This is a genomic window from Bacillus ndiopicus (genome assembly GCF_000612805.1).
GTDB classification, from domain to species: Bacteria; Bacillota; Bacilli; order Bacillales_A; family Planococcaceae; genus Metasolibacillus; species Metasolibacillus ndiopicus.
In genome coordinates this window covers 291,711-317,991 of the sequence record NZ_HG964406.1, presented here as the reverse complement: position 1 = coordinate 317,991, position 26,281 = coordinate 291,711, and the positions used below count along the sequence as shown (strand labels likewise).

The following is a 26,281-nucleotide window of genomic DNA, read 5'->3' as shown; positions in this document are numbered from 1 at the left end:
AAACGTGGAATAAAACCCAAAAAACGTGGAATAAACTTATGAAATCGTGGAATAAAACTCAAAAAACATAGAATAAAACTAAAATGAGCACGAGTTTATCGAAAACTCGTGCTCAGGCTGTTATTCCTCATCTACTGGTGCGCTATATTTTGTCACATAGCTCTTGCCACTAAAAATATTTTGTGCAGGTGATGTGGCTGGCCGCTCGCTATGAGCTTTTTTAAAGGCTTGCGAGGATTGCCATGCTTCAAAAGATGCTGGTCCTGCCCATTGCGTTAAAACTATATACGTATCAGAGTCTAATGGTCGAAGTAATCTGAACGCGATAAAGCCAGGCTCCTGCTCGATTGCACCAGCCCGATTTAAAAAGCGATGTTCAAAAACAGGGCGCCCTTCATCAGAAACGGGAATATTATTCATGACAAAATAGCCTTTTTGCTGTAAATCACCTACAGCATCTAACACCTCATATTTGCGTGGTACCGCAAAAACAGATTTTTTTTTGTCGCTTTCTTGTAAAAGCACCGTATTGCCTTCACCATGCATAATAAAAATTGCTTCATTCACTTTTTTCGCCCGAACTTTTTCCATAAAATCAGCTGTACCCGATGTAAAATAAATATACATATTTAATCGCCTCCGTTTTACATTATTACCTTCATTTAAAGCTATTGAAACAATCTTTGTCAAAACAGTGCTTATAGAAACAACATTTTTATGACATTTTAATAAGAAAACTATACAATAGGTTGTGGACAGCTTACTATTGATAATGGGTATCAATCGTTTAAAATATTTTTTTATATTTGAGGGGAAAGGAATTTAAAATTGATATGAAAACATTAAATGATACATTGCTAAGAGCGGCACGTGGTGAGCGCACAGAATATACACCAGTATGGTATATGCGACAAGCTGGACGTTCGCAGCCTGAATATCGTGAAATTAAAGAGAAGTATTCACTTGAAGAAATTACAATGCAGCCTGAGTTATGTGCCTATGTAACGCGTTTACCTGTAGAGCAATACGACGTAGATGCTGCGATTCTTTATAAGGATATTGTGACGCCATTACCAGGGATTGGTGTGGATGTAAAAATTAAAGCTGGTATTGGGCCTGTTATTTCTAACCCGATTCGTTCAGCACAAGATGTAGAAAAACTAGGGGAATTTAATGCACAGGAGCACACACCTTATGTGCTAGAAACAATTAAAATGCTAACACAAGAGCAATTGAACGTACCGTTAATTGGCTTTGGTGGTGCGCCATTTACTTTAGCAAGCTATATGATTGAAGGCGGCCCTTCACGTAACTATGCGAAAACGAAATCATTTATGGTGTCAGAGCCACAAGCATGGTTTGCTTTAATGGACAAGCTTGCAGATATGATTATTGTAGATATTACAGCGCAGGTTGAAGCGGGTGCTAAGGCGATTCAAATTTTCGATTCGTGGGTAGGCGCATTAAATGTAGCTGATTACCGCATCTTTATTAAGCCTGTTATGACGCGTATTTTTAGCGAGCTACGTAAATTAAATGTACCGCTTATTCAATTCGGTGTAGGCGCAAGCCATTTGGTGAACGAGTGGCATGATTTGCCGATTGACGTAGTAGGCTTGGATTGGCGTTTATCTATCCAAGAAGCACGTGCTAAAGGGATTACAAAGCCTGTTCAAGGGAATTTAGACCCAACAATGCTGTTAGCGAACTGGGATGTCCTTGAAGCGAGAGCTAAGGATATTATTGATCAAGGCTTAGAAACACCAGGGCATATTTTCAATTTAGGTCATGGCGTATTCCCTGAAGTCGATCCAGCGGTCTTAAAACGCTTAACAACATTTATTCATGAATATAGCCGTAAGCAAATTGCAAAGCGCGGATAAGTAACTTTAGAAGAGGTGACAAAGATGAAACAAGTACGAGGATTATTAGTAATGGCATATGGTACGCCATACAAGGAAGAGGATATTGAGCGTTATTATACACATATTCGTCATGGACGAAAGCCAGCACAAGAGGATATCGATGATTTAGCGGAACGCTATCGTGCAATTGGTGGTATTTCACCATTAGCGAAAATGACAGAGGCACAGGCTAACGCATTATGTGCACGCTTGAATGAAGTACAGGATGAAGTAGAATATAAAGTGTTTATTGGCTTAAAGCATATTGAGCCATTTGTAGAGGATGCTGTTGAGGCAATGGTGAAGGAAGGCATTACAGAGGCTGTTTCCATTGTATTAGCACCTCACTTCTCAACATTTTCAATTAAATCATACAATGGACGTGCACAAGAGGCGGCGAATCAGCTAGGTGGCACTTTAAAAATTACGTCTGTGGAAGCTTGGTATGATGAGCCGAAATTTATTAAATACTGGCAGCAAGCAATCGATGGCGAATTAGCTAAAATGTCAGAGGAAGAACGAGCAAACTGTTGTTTAATTGTTTCAAATCATTCCTTACCTGAAAAAATTAAGCTTGCTGGCGATCCATATGAAGATCAATTAATTGAAACAGCACGTTTAATTAAAGAAGCATCAGCAATTGATAATATTGCCGTAGGCTGGCAATCAGAAGGAAAAACGCCAGAGCCTTGGTTAGGTCCTGATGTGCAGGATTTAACACGCGATTTATTCAAGGAGCATGGCTATAAGGCATTTATTTATGCACCTGTTGGCTTTGTAACGGAGCATTTAGAGGTTCTATATGACAACGATATTGAATGTAAAGTCGTATGTGATGAGTTAGGTGTAGGCTATTATCGACCAGCAATGCCAAGCACACACACATTGTTTATTGATGCAATGGTAGACGCAATTGATAAAAGAATCGCTGAAGCAAAATAAAATTCCTTTAACAGTAAATAGTTGAATGAAGGTAAAAATCCACTCGCAATATGTTTGTGGATTTTTACCTTATATATTAATATTTAACTATTAGATTTTAGTGTGGCTGCTACTATGGTAGGTATCACTATTTGAATGGCATGCGATACTTATCAATTACGCCTTGGTTAACTTTTGTCTAACTTTTTTGGGTCTTGCTCGAAAAAACTGTGACATTCACCTGGGCGTTTATCTTGATTCAGTGAGTGTTTGTACGCCCACTGAATTAGAGAAAACAATACATAGCATTAATCTCACCACCTGTAGAGGTGGGGGTTTTCTACTAAATCAAGATAAATAAGAGAGTGATGAAAGTGACGAAAAGAAAAAAACGGAGGATTGTTGTTGTTGGTGGAGGCATCACTGGATTATCCGCAGCCTTTTATTTGCAGCAAGAAGCTAAAAAATATAATTTACCTATAGAAATTATACTGATTGAAGCATCATTGCGTCTTGGGGGAAAAATTCAAACATTGCGTAAAGATGGTTTTATAATTGAGCGAGGTCCCGAATCGTTTTTCGATCAATCTGGTAGTGTGCGTAGCTTAGCTGTTGATTTAGGAATTGAAGACGAAATCGTCCGCCATAATACTGGGCAAACATATGTTGCAGTTGGTGGAGAGCTGTATCCTATTCCAAGTAGTATTTTACTAGGGGGAGCGCCTGAAGTATCTTCATTAATAACATCTGGCTTAATTTCGCTTACAGGTAAAATCCGAGCAATTGGTGATTTATTATTACCTAAATCACCTGAAAAAGAGGATGAGCCTATCGGAGATTTTTTTAGACGCCGATTTGGGAAAGAAGTAGTTGAAAATTTAGTGGAGCCATTATTAGCTGGGACATTTGCAGGTGATATTGATCATTTAAGCATACAAGCAATGTTCCCACAATTTTTTCAGCTAGAGAAGGAGCATCGTAGCTTACTATTAGGTTTAAAGAAAAATGGTAAGCACTTATATCCACATGTAATTGGTGAACAAGCCTATTATGAAACATTCCAAAATGGCTTGGAAGCTTTAGTGGAAGCAATAGAAGAGCAATTAGATGTGTGCACAATTTTAAAAGGGGTGCGCGTAGAATCGATTGATAAAGGCTCAGATGGCTCTCTAAGTATACGCGTAAATAATGGAGAACCGATACAGGCAGATTCTATTATTATGACTTCTCCTTTTAATGTTGCGAAAGAAGTATTTAAAGCGCATGATTTAATGCAAGATTTACCAAATATGAGCTATGCAACAATTGCTACCGTAACGATGGCATTTAAGCGTGAGCAAATTGAAAAATACAAAGATGCAATGAGCTTTTTTGTCTCTAGAAATAGCGATTTCGTTATTACTTCCTGTACGTGGAGCAACCGAAAATGGGATAATGTAGCACCTGATGACTATGATTTATTACGCGTTTATATCGGACGTGTTGGTGATGAAGCTGTTGTAGAGCTTTCAGACACGGAGATAGAGAAAACAGTTTTACAAGATTTATCACGTTTATTAGGCATACAGGACAAGCCTATATTTACAGTTGTAACACGTTGGAAGCAAGGCATGCCGCAATATACAGTAGGGCATGAACAAAGACTTCATACGATGCAAGAGGAATTAATGCAGCAATTCCCTTCTGTCCAATTAGCAGGTAGCTCCTATGAGGGGATAAGTGTACCCGAATGTGTCGCACAGGGAAAAGAAGCGGCACAAAACGTGCTTGCCAAGCTATTTGAGTATGATCTTAAAAGTGAGTAGGGAAAGACACGCTTCCCCTGCTCATTTTTTATTTTGGTTAAATCGCTTTTCATCATTGTTCATAAATTTACCGTAAGTATTTCATTATTATTTCACAATTATCCAGTACGATAGATTTGGAGGGCTAATGATGAAGTATAAAATCGTATGTATCTTTACTTTTGTCTTGTTATTAGTAGGCTGTACGGGTGAACGCTTCCAAGGTATAAATACGCATCAATCGTTCGTAGCGTCTATGAATATTTTGGAACCTTCGTTAACGTTCTATGACCGCCAAGGTGAACTAATTGCCAATTGGGCGTTTGAAAAAGCGTATACTGGTGCAGTATTAATTCAACAAGACCGAGTTTTATTATATGGACATCAACTAACAGAGGCTGATATTTATGAGCTATCTTCAGGGAAAAAGCTAGCAACAATAGAAACAGGTATTGGAACAACGAACGCATATTATGCTGTGGATGAGCAAATGATTTTTTTAACGAATAGTCGTTCGAATAGCTTAATGCGCTATAACTTATATGGTGAGCCAGATGGGGAGCTTGCTTTACGCAATTATCCAATGTCGATGATTGCACATGAAGGCTTACTATATGTTGTCAATTATAAAGATACTGTTTTATCTGTCGTTTCAATAGAAGATTTATCACTACAGGCAGAGTGGCCAATTGAAAAATCATCACATGGCTTTGCGATAGTGGAAGATACACTATTAATTGGAGGTCATGGCGAAGGAATGCATTCAAACGAGACGGTGAAGGTATTAGATTTAGCATCTGGCAAAGAGCTTTCCACTATGACAATGCCACTTATGCCAATTGGCTTTGCGCAGAAAGAGGATGAGCTTGCAGTTATAAGTCATGGGAGTAATATGCTCTATGTAACAGAGCCAACGGGCAAGCCCAAATGGCAATTAGAAGTAGGGGCAAACCCATTTGCTGTTGCATATTTTAATAGCCATATTATCGTTGCAGGCTATGATGATAATAAAATATATTTTATACAGCATGGTCATATAGATGAAACTATTTCAGTAGATAAAGGACCGTTTCAATTGCTTGTGAGGGGGGATTCCTAAGTGACAACTGTATTAATTGTAGATGATGAGCAGGATATGCGAAACTTACTAGAAGTAGTTTTGCGCAAAGAGAAAATACAAACGGTTACAGCAGCGAACGGCTACGAGGCATATGAACAATTAAATAAACATTCAATTGATCTAATACTGTTAGATGTGATGATGCCAGAAGTAGATGGCTTTACCGTTTGCAAAACAATTCGCCAAACATCCAATGTACCAATTATTTTTCTAACAGCTAAGGATGCTAATGAAGATAAAGTTAATGGTTTAACAATTGGTGGTGATGATTATATCGTCAAACCTTTTACTGCGAATGAAGTCGTTGCAAGAATTTTTGCTGTACTAAGACGTACTGAAACAATGGATTTACAGGCAGTGCAAAAATTACTTGTGCATGGTGTTATTAAAATAGATGAAGTATCAAGAAAAGTATTGGTACAAGATGTGCCAGTACCACTTACATTAAAGGAATATGAAATTCTTTATTTGTTTATGCAGAATCCAAATATTGTCTATTCTCGTGAACAATTGCTTGAGCGTATTTGGAATATGGATTACGCAGGTGGCACACGTACTGTCGATACGCATATTAAAACATTGCGCTTAAAGCTTGGCAAGCAGCTAAAGGAAGCAAGTGAATATATTCAAACTGTTTGGGGGATTGGCTATCGATTCGGAGAACCGTTATGAAAAAGCTGACGACAAAAATTTGGGTATTGATGTGTAGCTTACTTGTTGCGACAATTGCCTTTATGTATATTTTGTCAAATTTCATTTATGAAGAGCTGTATGTATCTGATATGGAGCAGTCGATGATAGAGGTTGGAGAAAAGCTACAAACAATGTATCGTGGCGGGAAAGTTGACGATGCATTAATCGCACGCATTGAAGATTTTAATGCATATTCTCATTTTCAAATATTTGCGGTACGCAATCCACGTGAATTAAGTGCCTGTGTACCGTTTGACATAGATTACGATACGCTCATCGGACCAAATGAGCGCGAGCAATTGCTGAAAGGACAAACAGTGACAAAGGTAGGCTATGAAAAGCGCTTTGATCGCCCAATTATTTCTGTTATATTGCCATTTACTGAGCAAAATCGCTTAGAGGGCATTATTTATTTATACTATCCACTAACGAAAATTAGCGAGCTAGCAAATACAGAAGTAGGTTTATTAATTGGTGGGGCAGCACTGTTCTCACTATGTGTAGCTTTTTTTATAGCACAGGGACTACGTCGTATTATGCGGCCACTTCATGAAGTACAGCAGGCAGCAGAAATAATGTCTGAAGGTAATTACGAGGCAAGAGTTAATGTCGCTTCTAAAGATGAAGTAGGTCAGCTTGCTGAGGCTTTTAATCAAATGGCACAGGCAATCCAACAAGAGGATGAGCAGCAAAAGACTTTTTTAGCAACTGTTTCACATGAGCTAAGAACACCTATTAGCTATGTTAAAGGCTATAGTGAGGCGATTGGGCAAAATTATATGACGGAGGAAGAACAACGCGAGGCAATTCAGCTTATTACGAGAGAAGCTAGTCGTATGGAGCGTTTAACTAATGAATTGTTACAGCTAGCTCGTACTTCGCAAGAGCAGGAAAAGCTTGAGCTTTACCCAATTGTACTTGCTGAAACAGTGCGTGAAGTGACCGCTATTTTACATGCTACGGCACAGTTAAAGCAAATTGACATTAGTGAAACGCTTAATGAGGAATTGATTGTTTTAGGAGATGAGGAGAAGCTAAAGCAAATCTTGATTAATATTTTAGAGAATGCGATTCGCTATTCTCCTGCTGAGTCCAATGTACAAATCACGACTTCCATTGTTGAACATTTTGCAATGATTTCGATAAAGGATACTGGTATTGGTATCCCAAAGGAAGATTTATCTCATATAACAGAGCGCTTTTATCGTGTGAATAAGGCAAGGAGTCGGTCAGATGGTGGCAGTGGCTTAGGCTTATCAATTGTTGAGCAGCTTATTAAACAGCATAAAGGACAACTAACGATAGAGAGCGAAGTAGGAAAAGGCACATGTGTAAATGTGAAAATACCATTAATGGAGGAATAAATAATGAAAAAATGGTTTTTAAGTTTATTAGCAGTACCAATGATTTTAGCGGCTTGTAATGACGAGCCAGAAGTGGACACTTTAGATAGTGGTATTATGCCACAGGAAATTGTTGTTGAAATTCAAACGCCAGAAGCGGTAGCAGTAAATGAGGAAATCGATTTAATTGCTTATGTGACACAGGGCGAGGAAGCTGTAGATGATGCAAGCGTTCAGTTTGAAGTATGGGAGTCTGGATTAAAAGATGAAGGGCATATGATTGATGGTGAGTTGGATAAAGATGGTGTATATAAAGCAAAGTTTAAATTTGAGCATGATGGTGTCTATTATATGTTTGCACATACAACGGCACGTAGTTTACATGTAATGCCGAAACAACAAATTATTGTTGGCAGCCCAGATATGAGTAAAGTACTGGATGATAAAAGCGATAACTCAATGAACAAAGGTGATCACAACAACCATAAAGAAGAGGATGCCGAAGAAAAGCATTAAACTGAAAAAACTTTCGAATAAATGCTTGCAATATTTTAAATGGCGTGTATAATAATGACCAGATGACCGAAATGGTTTTCTGGTCATTTTAATTTAAAATCTATTCTTTATGCAAAGGGGGGAAATGAATTGGATCGTAGACAAGAAATTTTGGAGGCCGCAACAAAGTCGTTTTCTTTATTCGGTTATAAAGGAACAACAATGGAACAAGTTGCTAAAATTGCAAATGTCGGAAAAGGAACGATTTATACATTTTTCTCTAATAAAGAAGAAATTTTAAAAGAGGTTGTTTTATCGCTTATTAAAGAAATGAAGGTAGCGATGGACGCAACAATTGATACGAATAAGTCGTTTACGGAAAACGGTCATAGCGTATTAATGAAAATGCTGGAATTTAGAGAACGCCATGTACTTTTCGCAAAATTAATTGAAGAGGAAAAGGAGTTACGAACACCAGCAGTTAAGCAAATGCTTCAAGACATCGAAAGTGAGGGAATTTCTTATATTGCTAGCCGTATTGAAACGGGTATGGCAAAAGGTGAAGTGCACGAATGCAATCCACCACTCGTCGCGTATTTATTGTTTAAATCTTATTTAGCATTTGTTGTAGATTGGCAGCAAATACATGATGAGCCGATGAGCGAAGACCAAATTTTGGATATCTTTAAGCAGACGATTTTTAGAGGCTTACAAAGGCAATAAGGGGAAAAATCAGTTTTCACTTTGGAAAATCTGATTTTTTATTGCCAACAAATGACCGGATGACGTTTATGGTCACTCCGTATAAAAAAGAAAGGTGATGACAGTGTTTAAATCTGAATGGTTGCAAATTTTCAAGACACGTAAAATGTTAGTATCAATCGTTGCAGTATTATTCATTCCGGTACTATACAGCGGTATGTTTTTATGGGCATTTTGGGATCCATATGCACAATTAACGAACTTACCAGTTGCGATAGTAAACGAGGATGCTGGTGCAACATTTGAAGGAGAAACAATGCACCTTGGTGAAGAGCTGACAGATAAGCTCGTCTCAAGTGAGCAATTTAAATTTGTGGAGATAGCAACAGAGGATGCAGAAAAGCAATTGCAGGATCGCAATTATTACATGCTTATCCGTATTCCTGAAAACTTCTCTCAACATGCTACTACATTACTAGATGAAAAACCGTCGAAACTAGTAATTGACTATATACCAAACGAGGGCTTTAACTTTTTAAGTGCTCAAATTGGTGAAACAGCAATGGAAAAGATCAAAATTGAGGTCAACTCACAAGTATCAAAAACATATGCTGAAAAATTATTTACTTCGATTACGAAGCTAGGTGATGGTTTTGCAGAGGCGGCTGATGGAGCATCTAAATTAGACGAGGGTGCCAAAAAAATTAAGGACGGTGCTGGCGATTTACAAGGCTATTTAGAGCAGTTAGCATCAAGCACAGTTGAACTTGCTGATGGTACTAGCGAATTAAAGCAAGGTGCACAAAAGGCAGCAACAGGTGCAACAAGCTTAGCGGATGGTGTAGCGAAGTTGGAGCAAGGTAGCTCACAATTAGCAGCTGGTGCAGGAGAGTTATCAACAGGTGCAAAACAACTAGCGCAAGGGATTAATAATTATACTGACGGTGCAGCGAAAGTTGCTGAAGGTCAAAAGAATATAGTAGAGAAGCAACAAGCATTTAATGAAGGTTTAAATTCTTTAACGCAAAGCACAGGTAACTTACAAGCTGGTGCAAATCAATTAAGTGAAAGTGCAACAAAATTAAATGCAGGTATTGGCTCACTATCTGAGCAAATGCAACAAATTTTAGCTACACTTCCAGAAGAAAAAGCGCAAGCCTTACAAGCAACATTAACACAGTTAAATGAAGGTAGTGCACAATTAGCTGGTGGTTTAAATAATTTAGCTACAAGCACAGGCTCATTACAGCAAGGTGCTTCGAAGTTAAATGAAAGTAGCGGTCAGCTACTTGCAGGTCAACAACAAATTGCAGCAGGTGCAAACAACCTAGTAGCAAACAGCGATGCTTTACGCAACGGTATCAATACAATTGTTGGCGGAAATGCAACAATCGCTGAAAAATTAGGCGAATTAAAACAAGGTGCTGGTGCAGCTAAGACAGGTGCTAATGAATTAGCAACAGGTTTAAATACTTTAGTTTCTGGCACAGGCAAATTAAATGATGGTACATCTTTACTTGCTGAAAAATCAGGTGAACTAGCTGAAGGATCTACAACTTTAGCTGATGGCACGAAAGATCTTGTTGATGGTACAGAAACATTAACTTCAAAATTACAAGAAGCAAGTGAAGAGGCAAAAGTTGATTCAGGTGATGCCAATTATGAAATGGTCGCACAGCCTGTTGATGTAGAAAAAACAGTAGTAAACCACGTACCTAACTATGGTACAGGTTTTGCACCATACTTTATTTCACTAGGATTATTCGTAGGGGCATTATTAATTTCAATCGTGTTCCCGTTTGTTGAGCCTGCAGTACGTCCGACAAATCCTATCGCATGGTTCTTTAGTAAAGTATCAGTATTAGCGGTAGTTGGTATTATCCAATCAGCTATTACAATTGCAATCGTGGTTGGTCTTTTAGGAATTGAAGTAGAAAGCTTACCATCGTTCATATTAACGACAGTATTAACAAGCTTCACATTCTTAGCTATTATTCAAATGCTTGTATCAATTTTGGGTGACCCAGGACGCTTTGTCGCTATCCTAATTTTAATCATCCAATTAACAACAAGCGCGGGTACGTTCCCACTAGAATTAGTGCCAATGCCATTACGTGCATTCAACCCATTCTTCCCAATGACGTACTCAGTGCAAGCATTTAAAGTAGCAATCTCTACAGGTGATAATGCATTCTTAGGCTTTAACTTTGCCGTATTAGCAGGCTTTACACTTGTATGCTTAGCAATTACACTAGGCTACTTCGCGTTAGTCTTCACGCGTCGCTATTCAAAGCAACAACAAGCATAAAAAAAGAAATTACTCGAAAAGCTGGCTAGCGCCACTTTTCGGGTAATTTTTTTTCTGTTTTATTGAAATATTAACTTTAAGTATTATTTATAAGGTTGAAAACACTGGTTTCTACGATATTTCCTTTCATTTAAAAAAGAATAAGTAGAGCCAATGTATAATAGGAGATTTTGACTTTCTGAATAAATTTTTAAATGGCCATAATGGTTGATTCTGCTTTGAGCAACGAAATATAAAAAATATGGTATAACGATAAGTGTATATTGCTGTACAAGGGTGCAAAGTGATTGTGTTTGATAATAATGGGGATTTCCGACCGAATAAAGCTGTCACAAGAGCGCAGTTTGTAGCGTTCATGTATCACATTATGAGAAAATAAAATGCAAAAAGGCAGTAGGGAGGCAAGTTTTCATTTGCCCACCTACTGCCTTTAAGCGTAAGCAATTCATTTATAGAATCATCATAGGGATGCGATTCACAGGATTAAAGTTTGTTGCAATTTTCACAAGTATGGCTGTAGCATTCACTTTGCTCTTCCATCTTTTTGCCGCATTGTACACAAGTTTTCTCTGGTAAGTTTCTGAAAAATTCCACAACGTTTTCTAACATTTGCATTTTCCCCTCCTTGAGTTAACTGTTATAATACTGACTTATTATTAACTAGTGTATTATAACAGTATGCATTCGTCAACACAAAACGCCCAGTTTAAGTTAAAATAAATATGAGTACTTGATGAAAGGGAGATACAGCATGTATTTTATTGATAATAAAGGCATTACAGACCCACGTATTAACTTAGCGATTGAGGAGTACATATTGCGCAATATGGATATTGAGCAGGATGATTTTTTGCTGTTCTATATCAACCAGCCATCCATTATTATTGGCAAAAACCAAAATACAATTGAAGAAATTAATACAGACTATGTAGAGGATAATGGGATTATTGTTGTGCGCCGCTTATCTGGCGGTGGCGCTGTTTATCATGATTTAGGAAACTTGAACTTCAGCTTCCTAACAAAGGATGACGGCAATAGCTTCCACAATTATAAAAAATTCACGCAGCCTGTAGTAGATGCCTTGGCTAAATTAGGAGTAAACGCAGAATTATCTGGACGCAATGATATTTTGGCGGAAGGCCGTAAAGTATCAGGTAATGCGCAATATGCAACACGCGGCCGTATGTTTAGCCATGGTACACTAATGTTCGATACAGATATTGATCAAGTTGTATCAGCATTAAAGGTGAAGAAGGATAAAATCGAATCAAAAGGGATTAAATCGGTGCGCTCGCGCGTTGCTAATATTTCTGAGTTTTTAACAGAAAAAATATCTGTTGAACAATTCCGTATGGACATTTTAAAATCTATTTTCGATGGCGAAGAAAATATTCGCTACTATGAATTAACAGATGAGGATTGGGCTAAAATTCACGAGCTATCGGCAGAACGCTATCAAAAATGGGAATGGAACTATGGCAAATCGCCACGCTTTAATATTCAAAAAACACATCGCTTCCCATCAGGTGGAATTGATATTCGCTTAGAGGTGAATCGTGGCACTATTGAAGAAATAAAAATCTACGGGGATTTCTTTGGTGTTGGCGATGTGGCGGAGATAGAGCAGCTTTTAATTGACTGTAAATATGACCGCGCAGCAATTGCCGAAGCGTTAAAAGAAATCGATATCGCCAAATACTTTGGTGGTATTACAAACGAAGATTTTTTACAGCTAATTTATTAAAAGTAGGCTGTGTGGGTTGTCCGAAAAGTAGGCTGATGCGCCGCTTGTCGGACAACTTTTTTCAATACTTTTATTTTTAGCATGAAATCATGTAAGCTTAAAGAGGGGGAGTTTAGAAACTTCTCGGTTACCAAATCGTCTATGTAAATTGTGCGTATAGCACATTGAAGGAGGTTTACAAATGGAAAAGCATCGAATTTTTATTGTGGAAGATGATAAAAAAATAGCTTCCTTGCTTGCTGAAACGTTGCGTAAATATCAATATGAAGTAGCGACAGTACAAGATTTTGATGCGTTACTTGATGAATTTTTAGCTTTTGCACCTCATATGGTGCTGCTTGATATAAATTTACCTGCCTATGATGGCTACTATTGGTGTCGTCAGCTAAGACAGCATACAACATGTCCGATTCTATTTATTTCAGCGCGCTCTGGGGAAATGGATCAAATTTTTGCGCTTGAAAATGGCGGGGATGATTTTATTACGAAGCCATTCAATTATGAAATTGTGTTGGCAAAAATTCGCAGTCATTTACGTCGTACATACGGGGAGTACGCTGCAAGGCAGGAGGAGCGCACAGTAAGGCAAGGCGCACTAACTTTATACTTAGAAAGCATGGAGCTGCATGTTAAAGATATTGTTATCCCTTTACAAAAAAAAGAATGTATCATTTTAGATTTACTCCTTGGGCAAGCACCAAAGGTTGTATCACGGGATGCATTACTAGAGCAATTATGGGATGATCAAGCATTTGTTGATGAAAATACACTTAATGTTAATATGACCCGTGTTCGTAAAAAGCTATCTGATTATCATGTGAAATCAGTTATTGAAACAGTTCGTGGTGCGGGTTATCGCTTTATGCTTAGCGCGGAGGAAGTGTAATGGGGCTAAAGCTTTTTTTACAGGAACATATTTCTTATATTATTTTTCAGTTGTTGCTCGTATTATTTGTGTTACTTCTTTATTGGCTAGATGGCTTTCGCAATTTTGAAACAGCACTTTATAGCATTGTGATTAGTACGATATTGATAATTTCATTTTTAGCTGTACGCTATATGTTACGCCGTCGTTATTTAAGCAAAATTATGCAGTTGCCAATCACAATGGAAGAAGCGTTACAAAAAAATGCAAAAACAATGGAATATATGCAAACGGAAAAATATATGCAGCAGCTTTATTATGTTTATCAAAACGAGGTGCAAACCTTGTACGCTAAACAAACACGCCAATATAAATTTATGAATCAATGGATTCATCAAATGAAAACGCCAATTGCAGTTTTGGAATTATTGCTACAAGAAGATGCCCCGTTAGATAAAAAAAGCGTGCAGGAGGAAGTTGAGCGCCTGAAGCGAGGGTTGGATATGGTGCTGATGAGCGCGCGCCTTGATAGCTTTGAGGATGATATGCAAGTTGAACAAGTATCATTAAGGGCGATTGTTACAACTGTGGTAAATGAGCATAAGCGCTTATTTATTACGAATCGTGTTTTTCCAGAAGTCCATATAGATGATGAGTTAGTTGTTGCAAGTGATTCAAAGTCTCTGCAATTTGCACTAGGACAATTTATTACCAATGCTGTGAAGTACACGTTTGAGCCAAATAAAAAAATTACAATATGTGCACAGCAGCAAGAAGGAAGCATTGCCTTAACGATTAGAGATGAGGGAATAGGTATACCTAAATCAGATTTATCACGGGTAACAAAAGCTTTCTTCACAGGAGAAAATGGACGTAAAACAGGTGAATCAACTGGAATGGGGCTATATTTAGCAAATGAAATATGCGAAAAATTAGGGCATCAGCTTATGATTACATCGGAAGTTGGTGTTGGTACAACAGTGCGTATCACATTTTCAAGCGAGCGGAATGGGGGATAATTGTGGCGATTTTACAAATTAATGAGGTAACAAAAGTATATGAAGGAAAAGTAACACATCGCGCGCTCAATCAGCTAAGCTTTGAAGTGGAAAAAGGTGAGTTTTTAGCGATTATGGGACCATCTGGTAGCGGAAAAACAACATTATTAAATATTATTTCGACAATTGACCATCCGACATCAGGGGAAATTATTTTAGAAAAAATAAAGCCTCAAAATTTGAATAAAACGGAGCTTGCTTATTTTCGTCGTCGTCAGCTCGGTTTCGTTTTCCAAGACTTTAATTTATTGCCTATGCTAACAGTGGAGGAAAATATCGTTTTACCATTAACGCTAGATAATCAGCCTTTGCAAGTAATGGAAAAACGGCTAGCTGTTTTAGCTGAGCAACTAGGCATCGAATCAATTTTAGAAAAGCGTCCGAATGAAATTTCAGGTGGACAGGCACAGCGTACAGCAATTGCTAGAGCATTGATTCATCAGCCTTCCATCATATTAGCTGATGAGCCTACTGGAAACCTTGATTCACATGCATCAAGAGAGGTGCTGGAGTTATTAAGTAAAATTAATAAGGAGCGCCAGGCAACAATCGTGATGGTAACGCATGACCCAATTGCCGCAAGCTATTGTGACCGTGTGCTATTTATTAAAGATGGCGAGTTTTTTAATGAAATTTATTCAGATGACCGTCGCCAAACATTTTTCCAGCGCATTTTAAATGTTTTAAGTTTATTAGGGGGGCAAGTGGGTGACCTTTCAACAATTCGCTTACCGTAACGTTTTTCGCAATTTTCGCGTATATGCAGCCTTTTTTATGGCTAGTTTTTTCTCCGTTTTTGTTTTTTTCATTTACTCGATGCTAATGTTTCATCCAGCAAGTGAAAAGGGCTTTTTAGGGAATGTTTCATTACTTGGAATGCTTGTTGCAGAAGTTATTTTGATGCTTTTTTCTTGGTTTTTTATTTTCTATTCGATGAAGGCTTTTTTAGAGGCACGTTCTAAAGAGTTTGCAATTTTGCTACATCTCGGTATGGAAAAAAAGCAATTAAGCAAGCTTGTTTTTTTAGAAACAATGTTAATTGGCACTATTTCTAGCATATTTGGTATCGCATTTGGCTATGCCTTTTCAAAGTTTTTCTTTATGATTGTTCGTGAAATTTTATATTTAGATGAGCTACCACTGTATTTTTCGTGGGAGCCATTTGTTTTAACGTTAACGGTGTTTATTAGCGCCTTTGTCGTTATTTCTTTTATAAGTGTGTTAATGACGCGTGAGGCAAAGCTTATTGATTTATTAAAAGGTCAACAATATATTAATGTATCAAGTGGATATTCAAAAATTCGCGCATTTTTAGGTATATTTTTAATTGGTTTTGGCTATATATTAGCGATTATTACAACTTTTATGACATTGCCAATTTTGCTATTAATCATCCCGATCATCTCCACAATCGGTACGTATTTTTTATTTACTGATACGATATTAGCTTTTATTGAACGAATAAAGAAACGCAAGAAGGTATATTGGAGAAAAACACGAATGCTATCACTTGCTGAGCAAGGGCATATTATGTATAGCAATCGAAAGATGTTTGTCGTTGTAACTCTTGTTTCAACACTAGCCTTTTTATGTGTAGGTGTGTTATCTGCTTTATCATCTTATACATCTCAATACGATAAGCTAAATCCTTTAGGCATTATTTATAAAGGAAATGTAGATAATCCGTATGAAGTTGCACATATTTCTTCATTGATTTATGAGCTGGAGGAAGCTGGATTATCGTATAATTTAACGCGTTTTGTTGTGAAGAGGCAAACATCTACACATACTTCCAACTCTGTCGAAGTATTTAGTGCAACGGATATTAATCAGTTACTCTTCTCATATGGTTATTCGATGGTACGTCTTGAGCAAGGAGAAGCAATGTTCATCGCTTATTCAGATGATTCGATAAAAGAGCTTGAAAATACAACTGTGCGAACAACATTAAAAGAAAATAATGTTGATCTTGTTATAAATAGCGTTTATCCAAAGCTTATTTTCCCTGATGCGATTATTAGTCGCAATGCCATTATCGTAAGCGATGAGGATTTTGAAAGAATTACTAAACCGTTTGAGCTCGCAGATATTGTTATGCCAAGCTATCATTTGTATGCATTTGATATAGCCAATTGGGCAGAAGCCGCCAATATTGGTTTAGAGCTACATTATGCTGTTGCTGAGGCGTATTTAAAGGATTCTTATACACTGCCATTTTACTTTGAAAATGCGGGGTTAAATTATTCTTATATACTAGCTGCCTATTCATTGTTTACTTTAGTTGGCTTGTTAGTTGTTGCGGTATTCTTACTGGCAGCAGGGAGTTTCATTTACTTCAAGCTATATACGAGCTTAGAGCGAGAAAAGAAACAGTTTGACGTATTAAAGCGCATGGGGCTAACAGATAGCGAGCAAAAAAACCTAATTACACGCTATTTATTTCCACAATTTTTCTTACCTTGGGGGCTAGCACTTGTGCATAGTATATTCGCTTTTTTAGTATTACAAGCTATTTTAAAAAATGTAATGAATGTATCGCTTGGGAAAGAGATTGTCCTGGCATTCACCTTTATAGTTATGATTCAAGTCATTTATTTTTATTTGATTAGATGGCGCTATATTGCACATGTACGATCATAAAATGGTATTATCGACAGAATTTTTGCACAATCGCTTGAAAACTATTGTAATATCGAAATTTTTATTTTAAAATAATATAAAATGAATGATAATTCATTTTTCAGATTCAGCAGAGGGGTATTAGCTGAAATAGGAAGAATTTCGTCTAAAAGCATTAACTATGCACACAATTGATAAAGGGGATGGGTGTATTGAATTTAGTTGAAAAGGTAAGACAGCAAGCTCTCGAACAACCAGAAAAAACGGCTTATCATTTTATGGGGAAGAATACAAGCTATAGCGAGTTTGAGCAAACAGTAGGTCGTTTTGCAAAAGCTTTGCAAGATATGGGGGTACAAAAGGGAGATCATGTGGCGTTATTATTGGGGAACACGCCTCATTTTTTAATTTCTCTTTATAGTGCGATGCGTATCGGTGCAACAGTAATTCCGATTAATCCAATTTATACACCAGATGAAATTTCATACATTATTCAAAACGGTGATGTCAAAATAGTTGTGGCACTTGATATGTTGTTACCGCTTGTAGACAAAGGTGTACAAGTATTTATGAACGTAGAAAAGTATATTATTTGCGAAACAGCAGCAGACACAGGGGAGAAAGTTGCTGCATTAAGTGATAATGCAAAAGCAAAAACAGTTCTTTTTACAGCTTTATTAAGAACAACAGAAGGCACAGCACAACCAGTAGCATTAGAAACAGATGATAATGCAGTTATTTTATATACATCGGGTACAACAGGCTATCCAAAAGGGGCTATTTTAACACATGGTAACCTATATTCAAATGCACGTGATGTAGGTACATATTTGAAAGTAACTGATAAAGACAAATTTATTGCGACATTGCCAGTATTTCATGTTTTCGCATTAACGGTTGTAGTTAACGCGCCTTTAGTACAAGGTGCTACAATTTTATTAGCACCACGCTTTAGCCCAGCCGAAATTTTTGAGCTTGCCAAAGCACAAGAGGCAACAGTCTTTGCAGGTGTGCCAACAATGTATAATTTCCTTTACCAATTTGCTGAAGGGGATGTGGCGGCATTTAAAACATTGCGCTTAGCAGTATCAGGTGGTGCCTCTTTACCTGTATCGCTATTGCATAATTTCGAACAGAAGTTTAATGTTCGCATTTCAGAAGGCTACGGATTATCAGAGGCCTCGCCAGTAACGTGCTTTAATCCATTAGATAAAGAGCGCAAGCCGGGTTCAATTGGTCAGTCGATTGTTAATGTTGAAAATAAAGTTGTTGATCCTGAAGGGAATGAAGTCCCTGTTGGTGAAGTTGGAGAATTAATCGTGCGCGGACCAAACGTTATGAAGGGCTATTATAAAATGCCTGAGGACACAGCAGCGGCAATTCAGGACGGCTGGCTTTATACAGGCGATTTAGCGAGAAAAGATAAGGAAGATTATTTCTACATCGTTGATCGCAAAAAAGATATGATTATTGTAGGTGGCTACAATGTCTATCCACGTGAAGTTGAGGAAGTGCTTTATGCACATCCGAATATTGTGGAGGCCGCTGTCATTGGCTTGCCAGATCCCGATTTCGGCGAAGCGGTATGTGCGTATGTTGTGCTAAAAGAGCAAAGCACAACGATTGAGGAGCTAAAGCAATATTGTGCCGAGCATATTGCAAAATATAAAGTACCAAAAGTCATCGAAATTATCGATGAGCTTCCGAAAAATACAACTGGAAAAATTTTACGTCGTTCATTAAAAGAACAGGCAGTGAAATAATCAACACCTGTTTTAGCAAATATGAAGTTTAGGCTGTCGGAAAAAGCAATAACTTTCCCGACAGCTTTTTTTCTGTTAAATTGGGGGCAGCCGCTGATATATTTTAAATTTCGCTGATAAATCAAAGAAAGTCGCTGATATATTTTAAATTTCGCTGATAAATCAAAGAAAGTCACTGATATATTTTAAATTTCGCTGATAAATCAAAGAAAGTCGCTGATATATTTTAAATTTCGCTGATAAATCAAAGAAAGCCGCTGATATATTCAAAAAGTCGCCGATAAATCAAAGAAGCCACTGATATATTTTCAAATTAGTCTATAGATACAATAACTCGAATTCTGCATTATTCTCTGTTATCGATGCGATTAAATGTGATGATACCGAAAAAAAGTCTTTAGTAATAATTATTAGAATATTGACACATATTTGTATCGTGGTAAACTTAATATTACGAAGGTCGAAATAACAACAAGAAAGCAGGAATATTAAATGACAGAATTTTTAACAAAAGAGCATTTATACGCATTGCAATCTGTAACAGCCCCAGTGTTAGCACCAAATGAACAGGAGGCTGTGTTTGTACGCACATTGATTGATAAAGAAGATAATAAATACTATGCGCACCTTTTCCATGTAGAGCTTGCTAGTGAAGAAGTAACACAATGGACATTTGGTAAGGAGCGCGTCAGCAGTCCAAAATGGTCACCAGATGGTAAGCAAGTAGCCTTTTTATCTAGTCGTGAAGAAAAAAATCAACTTTATATTTTAAATCGCAACGGTGGAGAGGCTAAAAAAGTAGCTGATTTCCCTTATGGAGTTAGCTCTTACCTTTGGAGCCCATGCGGTGAAAAGCTATGGGTAACAGCAAGCTTAAAAAATGGTACAGCATTTACCGATGCAGTTGAAAAAGAAGATAAAAAGCTACCAGAAGCTTATATTGTTGATAGAATGAAGCATAAAATGGACGGTGTAGGTGGCAATGGTTTACGCAAGCAAGGAATGAGTACACATATTGCTGAAGTAACGCTAGATGGCACAATTACACAATTTACTGAAGGTAATCATGATTATTCATTAAGCGGTGTTTCTCATAATGGGAAAAAGCTTGTAATCGGTGTGAATCGCTCAGAAAATCAAGATTTCGAATTCCGTCAACCATTATACATAGTTGATATTGCGACAAAGGAAGAAACAGTTTTAGTAAATCAGGACGGCTACTATGGCGGTGCGACTTATTCGTTTGATGACCGCTATATTGCGTATGTAGGTGGCGATGCAACATTTAAAAATGCTACGCATTCCAAAGTGTATGTATATGATACAGAAACAGCACAAACAATTGCTTTAACGGAAGGTTTAGATGCACCTGTTGGTGATTATGCGGTTGCAGATTTACAGCAAGGCGCGGCAGCTCCAGCAGTTGTATGGACAGAAACAAATGCACTTTATTTCCAAGTATCAATAATGGGCGATATTCGTTTATACTACGCGACATTAGAAGGGGAGCTTTATCCTGCAACACCTGAAATGGAGCATGTTTACGGCTATGCGGTAGCGAAAAGCGGTAATGAAGCAATAATTGCTGTATCCAATCCGACATTCCCTGGTGAATTATTTAAGCATAATATTACAACAGGTGAGCGCAAGCAGTTAACGCATTTCAATGATGCTTTCCTTGCAGAAATAACACTATCAGCAGCAGAGCCAATTGTTTATAAAGGCGCTAAGGATTGGGATGTACATGGCTGGATTATGAAGCCTGCGAACTATGTTGAAGGCGAAAAGTATCCACTAATTGTAGAAGTTCATGGTGGACCTCATACATTATATGCGAATACATTCTTCCATGAAATGCAGCTACTAGCGGCACAAGGCTATGGTGTACTATATGTGAACCCACGTGGAAGCCATGGCTATAGCCAAGCATTTGTAGATGCTGTTCGTGGTGATTACGGCGGTGGCGACTTTGAGGATATTATGCTAGGAACAGACTATGCATTAGCAAATTATGACTGGATTGATGCGGAGCGCTTAGGCTTAACAGGTGGTAGCTACGGTGGCTTTATGACAAACTGGGCGGTAGGGCATACAAATCGCTTTAAAGCCGCAGTAACACAGCGTTCGATTTCAAACTGGATCAGCTTCTTTGGTGTATCAGATATTGGCTACTACTTCACAGATTGGCAAATTGGTGGCGATATGACGGACGTAGAAAAGCTATGGAATCATTCTCCATTAAAATATGCGAAAAATGTAGAAACACCGTTATTAATTTTACACAGTGAAAAGGACTTCCGCTGCCCGATCGAGCAGGCAGAGCAATTCTACATTACGTTAAAATCAATGGGCAAAGAAGTAGGCTTCGTGCGTTTCCCTGATTGCGATCACAATTTATCACGCACAGGAACACCAAACCTACGTATCCAACGCCTTGAGCAAATTGTTGGTTGGTTTGAGAAGTATATTTAATATAAAAATCTTTACCTAAATAAAAAAGCAGATTCGGAAAAGTTCTATTTTCTGAATCTGTTTTTTTATATAAAGTAATAATGGTAGAAAATATTAAATACCACTTTTATAGGGGAAAATTGTTGATGTGAATCTGCAATTTAGAAAGTAGTGCACTCTGATGAAAAAAAGCTTAGTAATTATTATTGGAGTTATATGTATTTCTATAATTGGATGGTTCATCTTTGGAAATAAATAATGGGATGGAAGAACGTTTATTTGGGCGAAATTTAATTGTAGATGCCAAAGCAGATGTAACGCCAGATTTAGCATCTATAGAAAAAGGGCGGAAATGATTGCTATTGGAAAGAAGGTTGTTCAAGAAGACCGAATCGATGTTGCTTATACTTTATCTAATTTTTTGGTCCAAAAAGTTATAAGTGGTGATGAAGTCCAAAGTGGTATGGAAATAACAATTTTAGAAAACGAGGCATACAATAAACGCGAAGATATTACGTATTATATCGCGGGTTATGAGTTAATGAATACTTGTTATTCTTAAGAAAATCAATGAAAGATTCTTATTATATAATTACAGGAAAGTACCTTTGCAAAATGAAACGAGCGCTTTACGAGAGGCTGTACAAAAGGCAAATACAAGCTATGCTACAGAAAAATTATCCGAATGGGCACGTGAGGATATGGTTAAACAGCAGGCACTTGAAAAATACGCTTCCTATTTGGATTGAAGCCCCTTGAAGAATAAAGAAAAACTGCACTTCATAAATTTGAAGATGCAGTTTTTTTCTATCTGAAACATATTATGAAAAAGTTCGTTCTAATTAATGTTATAAAAGGCATAGTAAATCATATTATGCTAAAATGAGAGAGTATAAATTAATTAGAAAGTGAGTATATAAATGGCGATTATTCAAGGCTTGATAGATTTTATTTTGCACATTGACCAGCATTTGCAGGAAATTATTCAGCAATTTGGTGGCTGGTCCTATGGAATTTTATTTGCGATTGTGTTTGTTGAAACGGGCGTTGTTATAATGCCGTTTTTACCTGGGGACTCCTTACTATTTGCAGCAGGTACGTTTGCGGCGTTAGGCTCCTTTAATTTACCATTATTAATGGCGGTATTTATTGCAGCTGCGATTATTGGAGATACAGTGAATTACCATATCGGGCGAGCAGTTGGTTTATCCATTCCACCTGATAGTTTTTTAGGGAGAGTAATTAATAAAGAGCGGATGGACGCAGCGCAGCGATTTTTCAACAAGCATGGTGGTAAAACAATCGTCATTGCGCGCTTTATGCCGTTTATTCGGACATTTATTCCGTTTGTGGCAGGGGCAAGCCGTATGAATTACAAATATTTTATCATGTATAATGTTGTAGGGGCGCTTGCTTGGGTATTCATTTGTACATTACTTGGTTACTTTTTCGGTAATATCCCTGTTGTTAAAGAAAACTTTTCGACAGTCCTATTATTAATTATTTTCATTTCTGTGATACCAGCGGTTATTGGTGCAATTAATTCAAGAAGAAAAAAATAAATAAGCGAGGTTATGAAAAATGACAAAGATGAATGTAGAAAGCTTTAATTTAGACCATACAAAAGTAGCTGCTCCGTATGTACGTTTAGCTGGGGTAAAAGAGGGGAAAAACGGGGATGTTGTACATAAATATGATATCCGCTTCAAACAGCCGAATAAAGCGTTTATGAAAATGGATGCTCTTCATTCAATAGAGCATTTGATGGCGGAAAATATTCGCAATCACTCTGACCATGTTGTTGACCTTAGTCCCATGGGCTGCCAAACAGGCTTCTATTTATCTGTCATTAACCACGATAATTACGATGAAATTTTAGATGTTTTAGAGAAAACATTACAAGATGTTGTGAACGCAACAGAAGTGCCAGCATGTAATGAAGTACAATGTGGTTGGGCTGCAAACCATAGCTTAGAAGGTGCACAACAATTAGCGCGTGAAATGCTTGAAAAACGTGCAGAGTGGTCAACGATTTTTGCAGAGTAAAAGTAAAACTAGGAAGTGCGTTTTTTGCACTTCCTAGTTTTGTTTATTTCCCTTTAAATTGTGGAGCTCGCTTTTCAACAAAAGCATTTAATGCTTCTAAGCGATCTTCAGTTGGTAATGTAATTTCATATGCTTTACGCTCGATTTGTAGGCCTGTTTGCAAGTCAACCTTCATCCCTTGCTTAACAGCAAATTTTGCTTGCTGTAAGGCGATAGGAGCATTTTGTAAAATGGCATTTGCAAAGCTTTCAGCAGCCTGCATTAAATTGTTCGACTCTACTACTTGAGTAAATAATCCACAAGCTAACGCTTCCTCACTGGATATTTTTTTGGCTGTCAAAATAAACTCTAAGGCTTTCGTTTCTCCAATTAATCGTGGTAAACGCTGTGTTCCACCTGCGCCAGGGATAATTCCTAGCTTTGTTTCTGTTAGACCGACAACAGCATTTTCCGCAGCGAGACGAAAATCACAGGCAAGAGCTAATTCAAGGCCACCACCAAAGGCGTAGCCATTAAGCGCACAAATAGTTGGCTGTGGCAATGCTTCAATCGCATTAAATACCTCAGCGAATTTATTTAAATTTCGTTTTACTAAAGGTTCAGGTAGCGTTTGACGCTCTTTCAAATCAGCGCCGACAGAAAAGGCTTTATCGCCAGCGCCTGTAATAATGACAAGGCGAATATCAGGGTGTATACGAATTGATTCTACAATAGCTTGAAGCTCTGTTAACATTTCGAAATTAAAAGCATTTAGGACATCAGGTCGATTTAGTTTTACATAGGCAATAGATTGTTGTTGCTCATACTCAATGATGCTCATAAATAAAAAATTCCCCCTTAAATATGCTATAATATTATATTACATGTCTCGGAATATATAGGCAATTAGCAATTGAGCAATGTGTGAAGTATAATAGAAACAACATTAAATGAACTAAAAAATTTTGCTGAAATATGACTATTAATTTGCTATTATTTGTACGTTAGCACCTATTTTAATTGATAGGAAGGGCTTTTAAATTAAGATTCAATATAATTGATATTATAATTTTTTTGAAAATAATATTATTTTGTAATCAGTAAATTAAAAGCTGTATACATATTTCAGTAATCCCATTTGTAAATGAAGTAGTCGTCCGAGTGTTTGGTTACAATGAATAAAATTATTAAGTAATAAAAAAGCGAGGAGTTTAGCGTGGAAGTTTTTATTGGTAAGCAACCGATTTTTAATGAAAAAGAACAAGTTGTCTCTTATGAATTACTATATCGCAGTAAAAATATGAATGCATTTCCGCTAGAGGGAACAGATGCAGATGCGGCAACAATCGATGTTATTATTAATTCATTTTTAACAATCGGCATAGATAAAGTAACAGAAGGTGCACCTGCATTTATTAATTTTACAGAGAAGCTATTATTTAGTCCTTTAGTAGATTATATAAGTCCGAAAGAAGTTGTAATTGAAATTTTGGAGGACGTTAATATAACACAGAGTCTCGTTAAACGTGTAAAAGAGCTGAAGGAAAAAGGCTTTAAAATAGCACTTGATGACTTTATTTTGAAGGATGGGGTAACTGTTTATGATGAGTTATTTAATTATATAGACTACATCAAGGTAGATTTTTTAATTACTCCATTATTAAACCGGATGGAAATTGAAAATAAAGTAAAGTCGAAATTCCCTCATATTAAGCTTTTGGCAGAAAAAGTAGAAACACGTGAACAATATGATGTTGCCATACATTCTGGTTATGTGTTGTTTCAAGGATACTTCTTTGAAAAGCCGCAAATTATGAAGGCAATCGATATCCCAGCTAACATAATAAATTATTTCCAAATTATCTCGATTTTAAAAGATGAAGAACCAGATATCAATATTTTAGCCGCAAATATTGAGAGGGAAATTTCAGTTTCCTATAAGCTTTTACAGCTGATTAACAGTTCAAAAAATCGCAGAAAGTCTAAAGTGCGGTCTATTAAACAAGCAATTGTATTATTAGGGCTATCAGAGCTACGAAAGCTTGTTTACTTACTAGCAATGCGTGAATTGAAAAATTTCGAAAAAACAGATGCATTTAATGAATTAGTAGCAGCTTCTTTATTTCGCGCAAAAGCATGTGAAAAAATTGCAAAACTTAATTACAAAAAGAATTTTTCAGAATATTTCTTAATTGGCTTATTATCGTTAATTGATGCATTGTTAAAGCGCCCAATGTATTTAATTTTAAGAAAAATGCCATTATCAGAGGAAATCCTTCAAACAATTAATGGCGTAGAAACAGAGATGACGCCTTATTTACAATTTAGTGAAGCATTGTATAAATTAGATTGGGACAAATTAATAGAATTGTCACCTCAATTGGGCTTGAAGCAAGAAACAGTTTTTCAAATTTATGATGAGGCAGAGCAATGGGCAAGAGAGGTTATTAGTTAACTATTTTTGTAAGAAAGAGAAATTTGTATGA

General features: G+C 37.1%; 25 protein-coding genes. 22 read left to right on the top strand and 3 right to left on the bottom strand.

Annotation, left to right across the window (positions count from 1 at the left end; genetic code table 11):
• Positions 1–120 precede the first annotated feature (120 nt).
• Positions 121–627: an antibiotic biosynthesis monooxygenase family protein gene (locus TY13_RS12925; protein WP_042476652.1), complete on the bottom strand. Its 507-nt coding sequence runs from the start codon at positions 625–627 to the stop codon at positions 121–123.
• Between the two features lie 206 nt (positions 628–833).
• On the opposite strand from TY13_RS12925, the gene hemE reads away from it, so the two are divergent.
• From hemE to TY13_RS21330, 10 genes are all read left to right on the top strand, one after another.
• Entirely contained in the window at positions 834–1,883 is a 1,050-nt protein-coding gene (gene hemE / locus TY13_RS12920) for a uroporphyrinogen decarboxylase (RefSeq protein ID WP_042476650.1), read from the top strand.
• Between the two features lie 24 nt (positions 1,884–1,907).
• On the top strand, positions 1,908–2,846 hold the full coding sequence (gene hemH, locus TY13_RS12915; RefSeq protein WP_042476648.1) for a ferrochelatase: 939 nt from the start codon (positions 1,908–1,910) through the stop codon (positions 2,844–2,846).
• Between the two features lie 347 nt (positions 2,847–3,193).
• Positions 3,194–4,630, top strand: coding sequence for a protoporphyrinogen oxidase (gene hemY / locus TY13_RS12910; RefSeq protein WP_042476644.1), 1,437 nt, complete (start codon positions 3,194–3,196; stop codon positions 4,628–4,630).
• Between the two features lie 127 nt (positions 4,631–4,757).
• On the top strand, positions 4,758–5,708 hold the full coding sequence (locus tag TY13_RS12905) for a YncE family protein (protein WP_154661606.1): 951 nt from the start codon (positions 4,758–4,760) through the stop codon (positions 5,706–5,708).
• The gene (locus TY13_RS12900; protein WP_074432964.1) at positions 5,709–6,401 is read left to right on the top strand and encodes a response regulator transcription factor; all 693 of its coding nucleotides are present in this window, start codon (positions 5,709–5,711) and stop codon (positions 6,399–6,401) included.
• Positions 6,398–7,786 carry a sensor histidine kinase gene (locus TY13_RS12895; protein WP_042476638.1) on the top strand — a complete coding sequence of 463 codons (1,389 nt, stop codon included), beginning with the start codon at positions 6,398–6,400 and terminating at the stop codon, positions 7,784–7,786. The genes TY13_RS12900 and TY13_RS12895 overlap by 4 nt, the downstream gene beginning before the upstream one ends.
• A 3-nt stretch (positions 7,787–7,789) precedes the next feature.
• A complete protein-coding gene (locus TY13_RS12890) occupies positions 7,790–8,281 on the top strand; it encodes a FixH family protein (RefSeq protein ID WP_042476634.1) in 492 nt (163 codons plus the stop codon).
• Positions 8,282–8,410: 129 nt separating this feature from the next.
• Positions 8,411–8,983, top strand: a complete 573-nt coding sequence (locus TY13_RS12885; protein WP_042476633.1) for a TetR/AcrR family transcriptional regulator — start codon at positions 8,411–8,413, stop codon at positions 8,981–8,983.
• Between the two features lie 97 nt (positions 8,984–9,080).
• Complete coding sequence (locus TY13_RS12880; protein ID WP_230199438.1) at positions 9,081–11,270, top strand: YhgE/Pip domain-containing protein; 2,190 nt, start codon at positions 9,081–9,083, stop codon at positions 11,268–11,270.
• 256 nt (positions 11,271–11,526) lie between these two features.
• On the top strand, positions 11,527–11,649 hold the full coding sequence (locus TY13_RS21330) for an S-layer homology domain-containing protein (RefSeq protein WP_154661605.1): 123 nt from the start codon (positions 11,527–11,529) through the stop codon (positions 11,647–11,649).
• 104 nt (positions 11,650–11,753) lie between these two features.
• Here the strand turns inward: TY13_RS21330 and yhfH are convergent, their stop codons facing one another.
• Positions 11,754–11,879, bottom strand: coding sequence for a protein YhfH (gene yhfH, locus TY13_RS20215; protein ID WP_074432967.1), 126 nt, complete (start codon positions 11,877–11,879; stop codon positions 11,754–11,756).
• A 142-nt stretch (positions 11,880–12,021) separates the two neighbouring features.
• On the opposite strand from yhfH, the gene TY13_RS12875 reads away from it, so the two are divergent.
• The 11 genes from TY13_RS12875 to TY13_RS12830 all read left to right on the top strand — a co-directional run bounded on the left by TY13_RS12875 (position 12,022) and on the right by TY13_RS12830 (position 23,816).
• Positions 12,022–13,014: a lipoate--protein ligase gene (locus TY13_RS12875; RefSeq protein ID WP_042476628.1), complete on the top strand. Its 993-nt coding sequence runs from the start codon at positions 12,022–12,024 to the stop codon at positions 13,012–13,014.
• A gap of 181 nt (positions 13,015–13,195) precedes the next feature.
• Positions 13,196–13,900, top strand: a complete 705-nt coding sequence (locus TY13_RS12870) for a response regulator transcription factor (protein WP_042476626.1) — start codon at positions 13,196–13,198, stop codon at positions 13,898–13,900.
• Positions 13,900–14,898: a sensor histidine kinase gene (locus tag TY13_RS12865; protein WP_042476623.1), complete on the top strand. Its 999-nt coding sequence runs from the start codon at positions 13,900–13,902 to the stop codon at positions 14,896–14,898. Before TY13_RS12870 ends, TY13_RS12865 begins: the two co-directional genes overlap by 1 nt.
• A gap of 2 nt (positions 14,899–14,900) precedes the next feature.
• Positions 14,901–15,674, top strand: a complete 774-nt coding sequence (locus TY13_RS12860) for an ABC transporter ATP-binding protein (protein WP_042476618.1) — start codon at positions 14,901–14,903, stop codon at positions 15,672–15,674.
• Complete coding sequence (locus tag TY13_RS12855) at positions 15,646–17,577, top strand: FtsX-like permease family protein (RefSeq protein WP_042476612.1); 1,932 nt, start codon at positions 15,646–15,648, stop codon at positions 17,575–17,577. The genes TY13_RS12860 and TY13_RS12855 overlap by 29 nt, the downstream gene beginning before the upstream one ends.
• A gap of 191 nt (positions 17,578–17,768) precedes the next feature.
• Complete coding sequence (locus TY13_RS12850; protein WP_042476610.1) at positions 17,769–19,319, top strand: fatty acid--CoA ligase family protein; 1,551 nt, start codon at positions 17,769–17,771, stop codon at positions 19,317–19,319.
• A 492-nt stretch (positions 19,320–19,811) separates the two neighbouring features.
• On the top strand, positions 19,812–21,791 hold the full coding sequence (locus tag TY13_RS12845; RefSeq protein ID WP_042476604.1) for a S9 family peptidase: 1,980 nt from the start codon (positions 19,812–19,814) through the stop codon (positions 21,789–21,791).
• Between the two features lie 331 nt (positions 21,792–22,122).
• Entirely contained in the window at positions 22,123–22,332 is a 210-nt protein-coding gene (locus TY13_RS12840; protein ID WP_042476600.1) for a hypothetical protein, read from the top strand.
• Positions 22,333–22,378: 46 nt separating this feature from the next.
• Positions 22,379–22,519, top strand: a complete 141-nt coding sequence (locus TY13_RS20740; RefSeq protein ID WP_154661604.1) for a hypothetical protein — start codon at positions 22,379–22,381, stop codon at positions 22,517–22,519.
• Between the two features lie 171 nt (positions 22,520–22,690).
• Positions 22,691–23,332 carry a DedA family protein gene (locus TY13_RS12835; protein ID WP_042476597.1) on the top strand — a complete coding sequence of 214 codons (642 nt, stop codon included), beginning with the start codon at positions 22,691–22,693 and terminating at the stop codon, positions 23,330–23,332.
• Positions 23,333–23,351: 19 nt separating this feature from the next.
• The gene (locus TY13_RS12830; RefSeq protein ID WP_042476596.1) at positions 23,352–23,816 is read left to right on the top strand and encodes an S-ribosylhomocysteine lyase; all 465 of its coding nucleotides are present in this window, start codon (positions 23,352–23,354) and stop codon (positions 23,814–23,816) included.
• Positions 23,817–23,859: 43 nt separating this feature from the next.
• Here TY13_RS12830 and TY13_RS12825 read toward each other — a convergent pair whose 3' ends face one another.
• On the bottom strand, positions 23,860–24,636 hold the full coding sequence (locus tag TY13_RS12825) for an enoyl-CoA hydratase-related protein (protein WP_042476593.1): 777 nt from the start codon (positions 24,634–24,636) through the stop codon (positions 23,860–23,862).
• 375 nt (positions 24,637–25,011) lie between these two features.
• Between TY13_RS12825 and TY13_RS12820 the strand changes: the two genes are divergently transcribed.
• A complete protein-coding gene (locus tag TY13_RS12820) occupies positions 25,012–26,250 on the top strand; it encodes an EAL and HDOD domain-containing protein (protein WP_042476590.1) in 1,239 nt (412 codons plus the stop codon).
• Positions 26,251–26,281 lie beyond the last annotated feature (31 nt).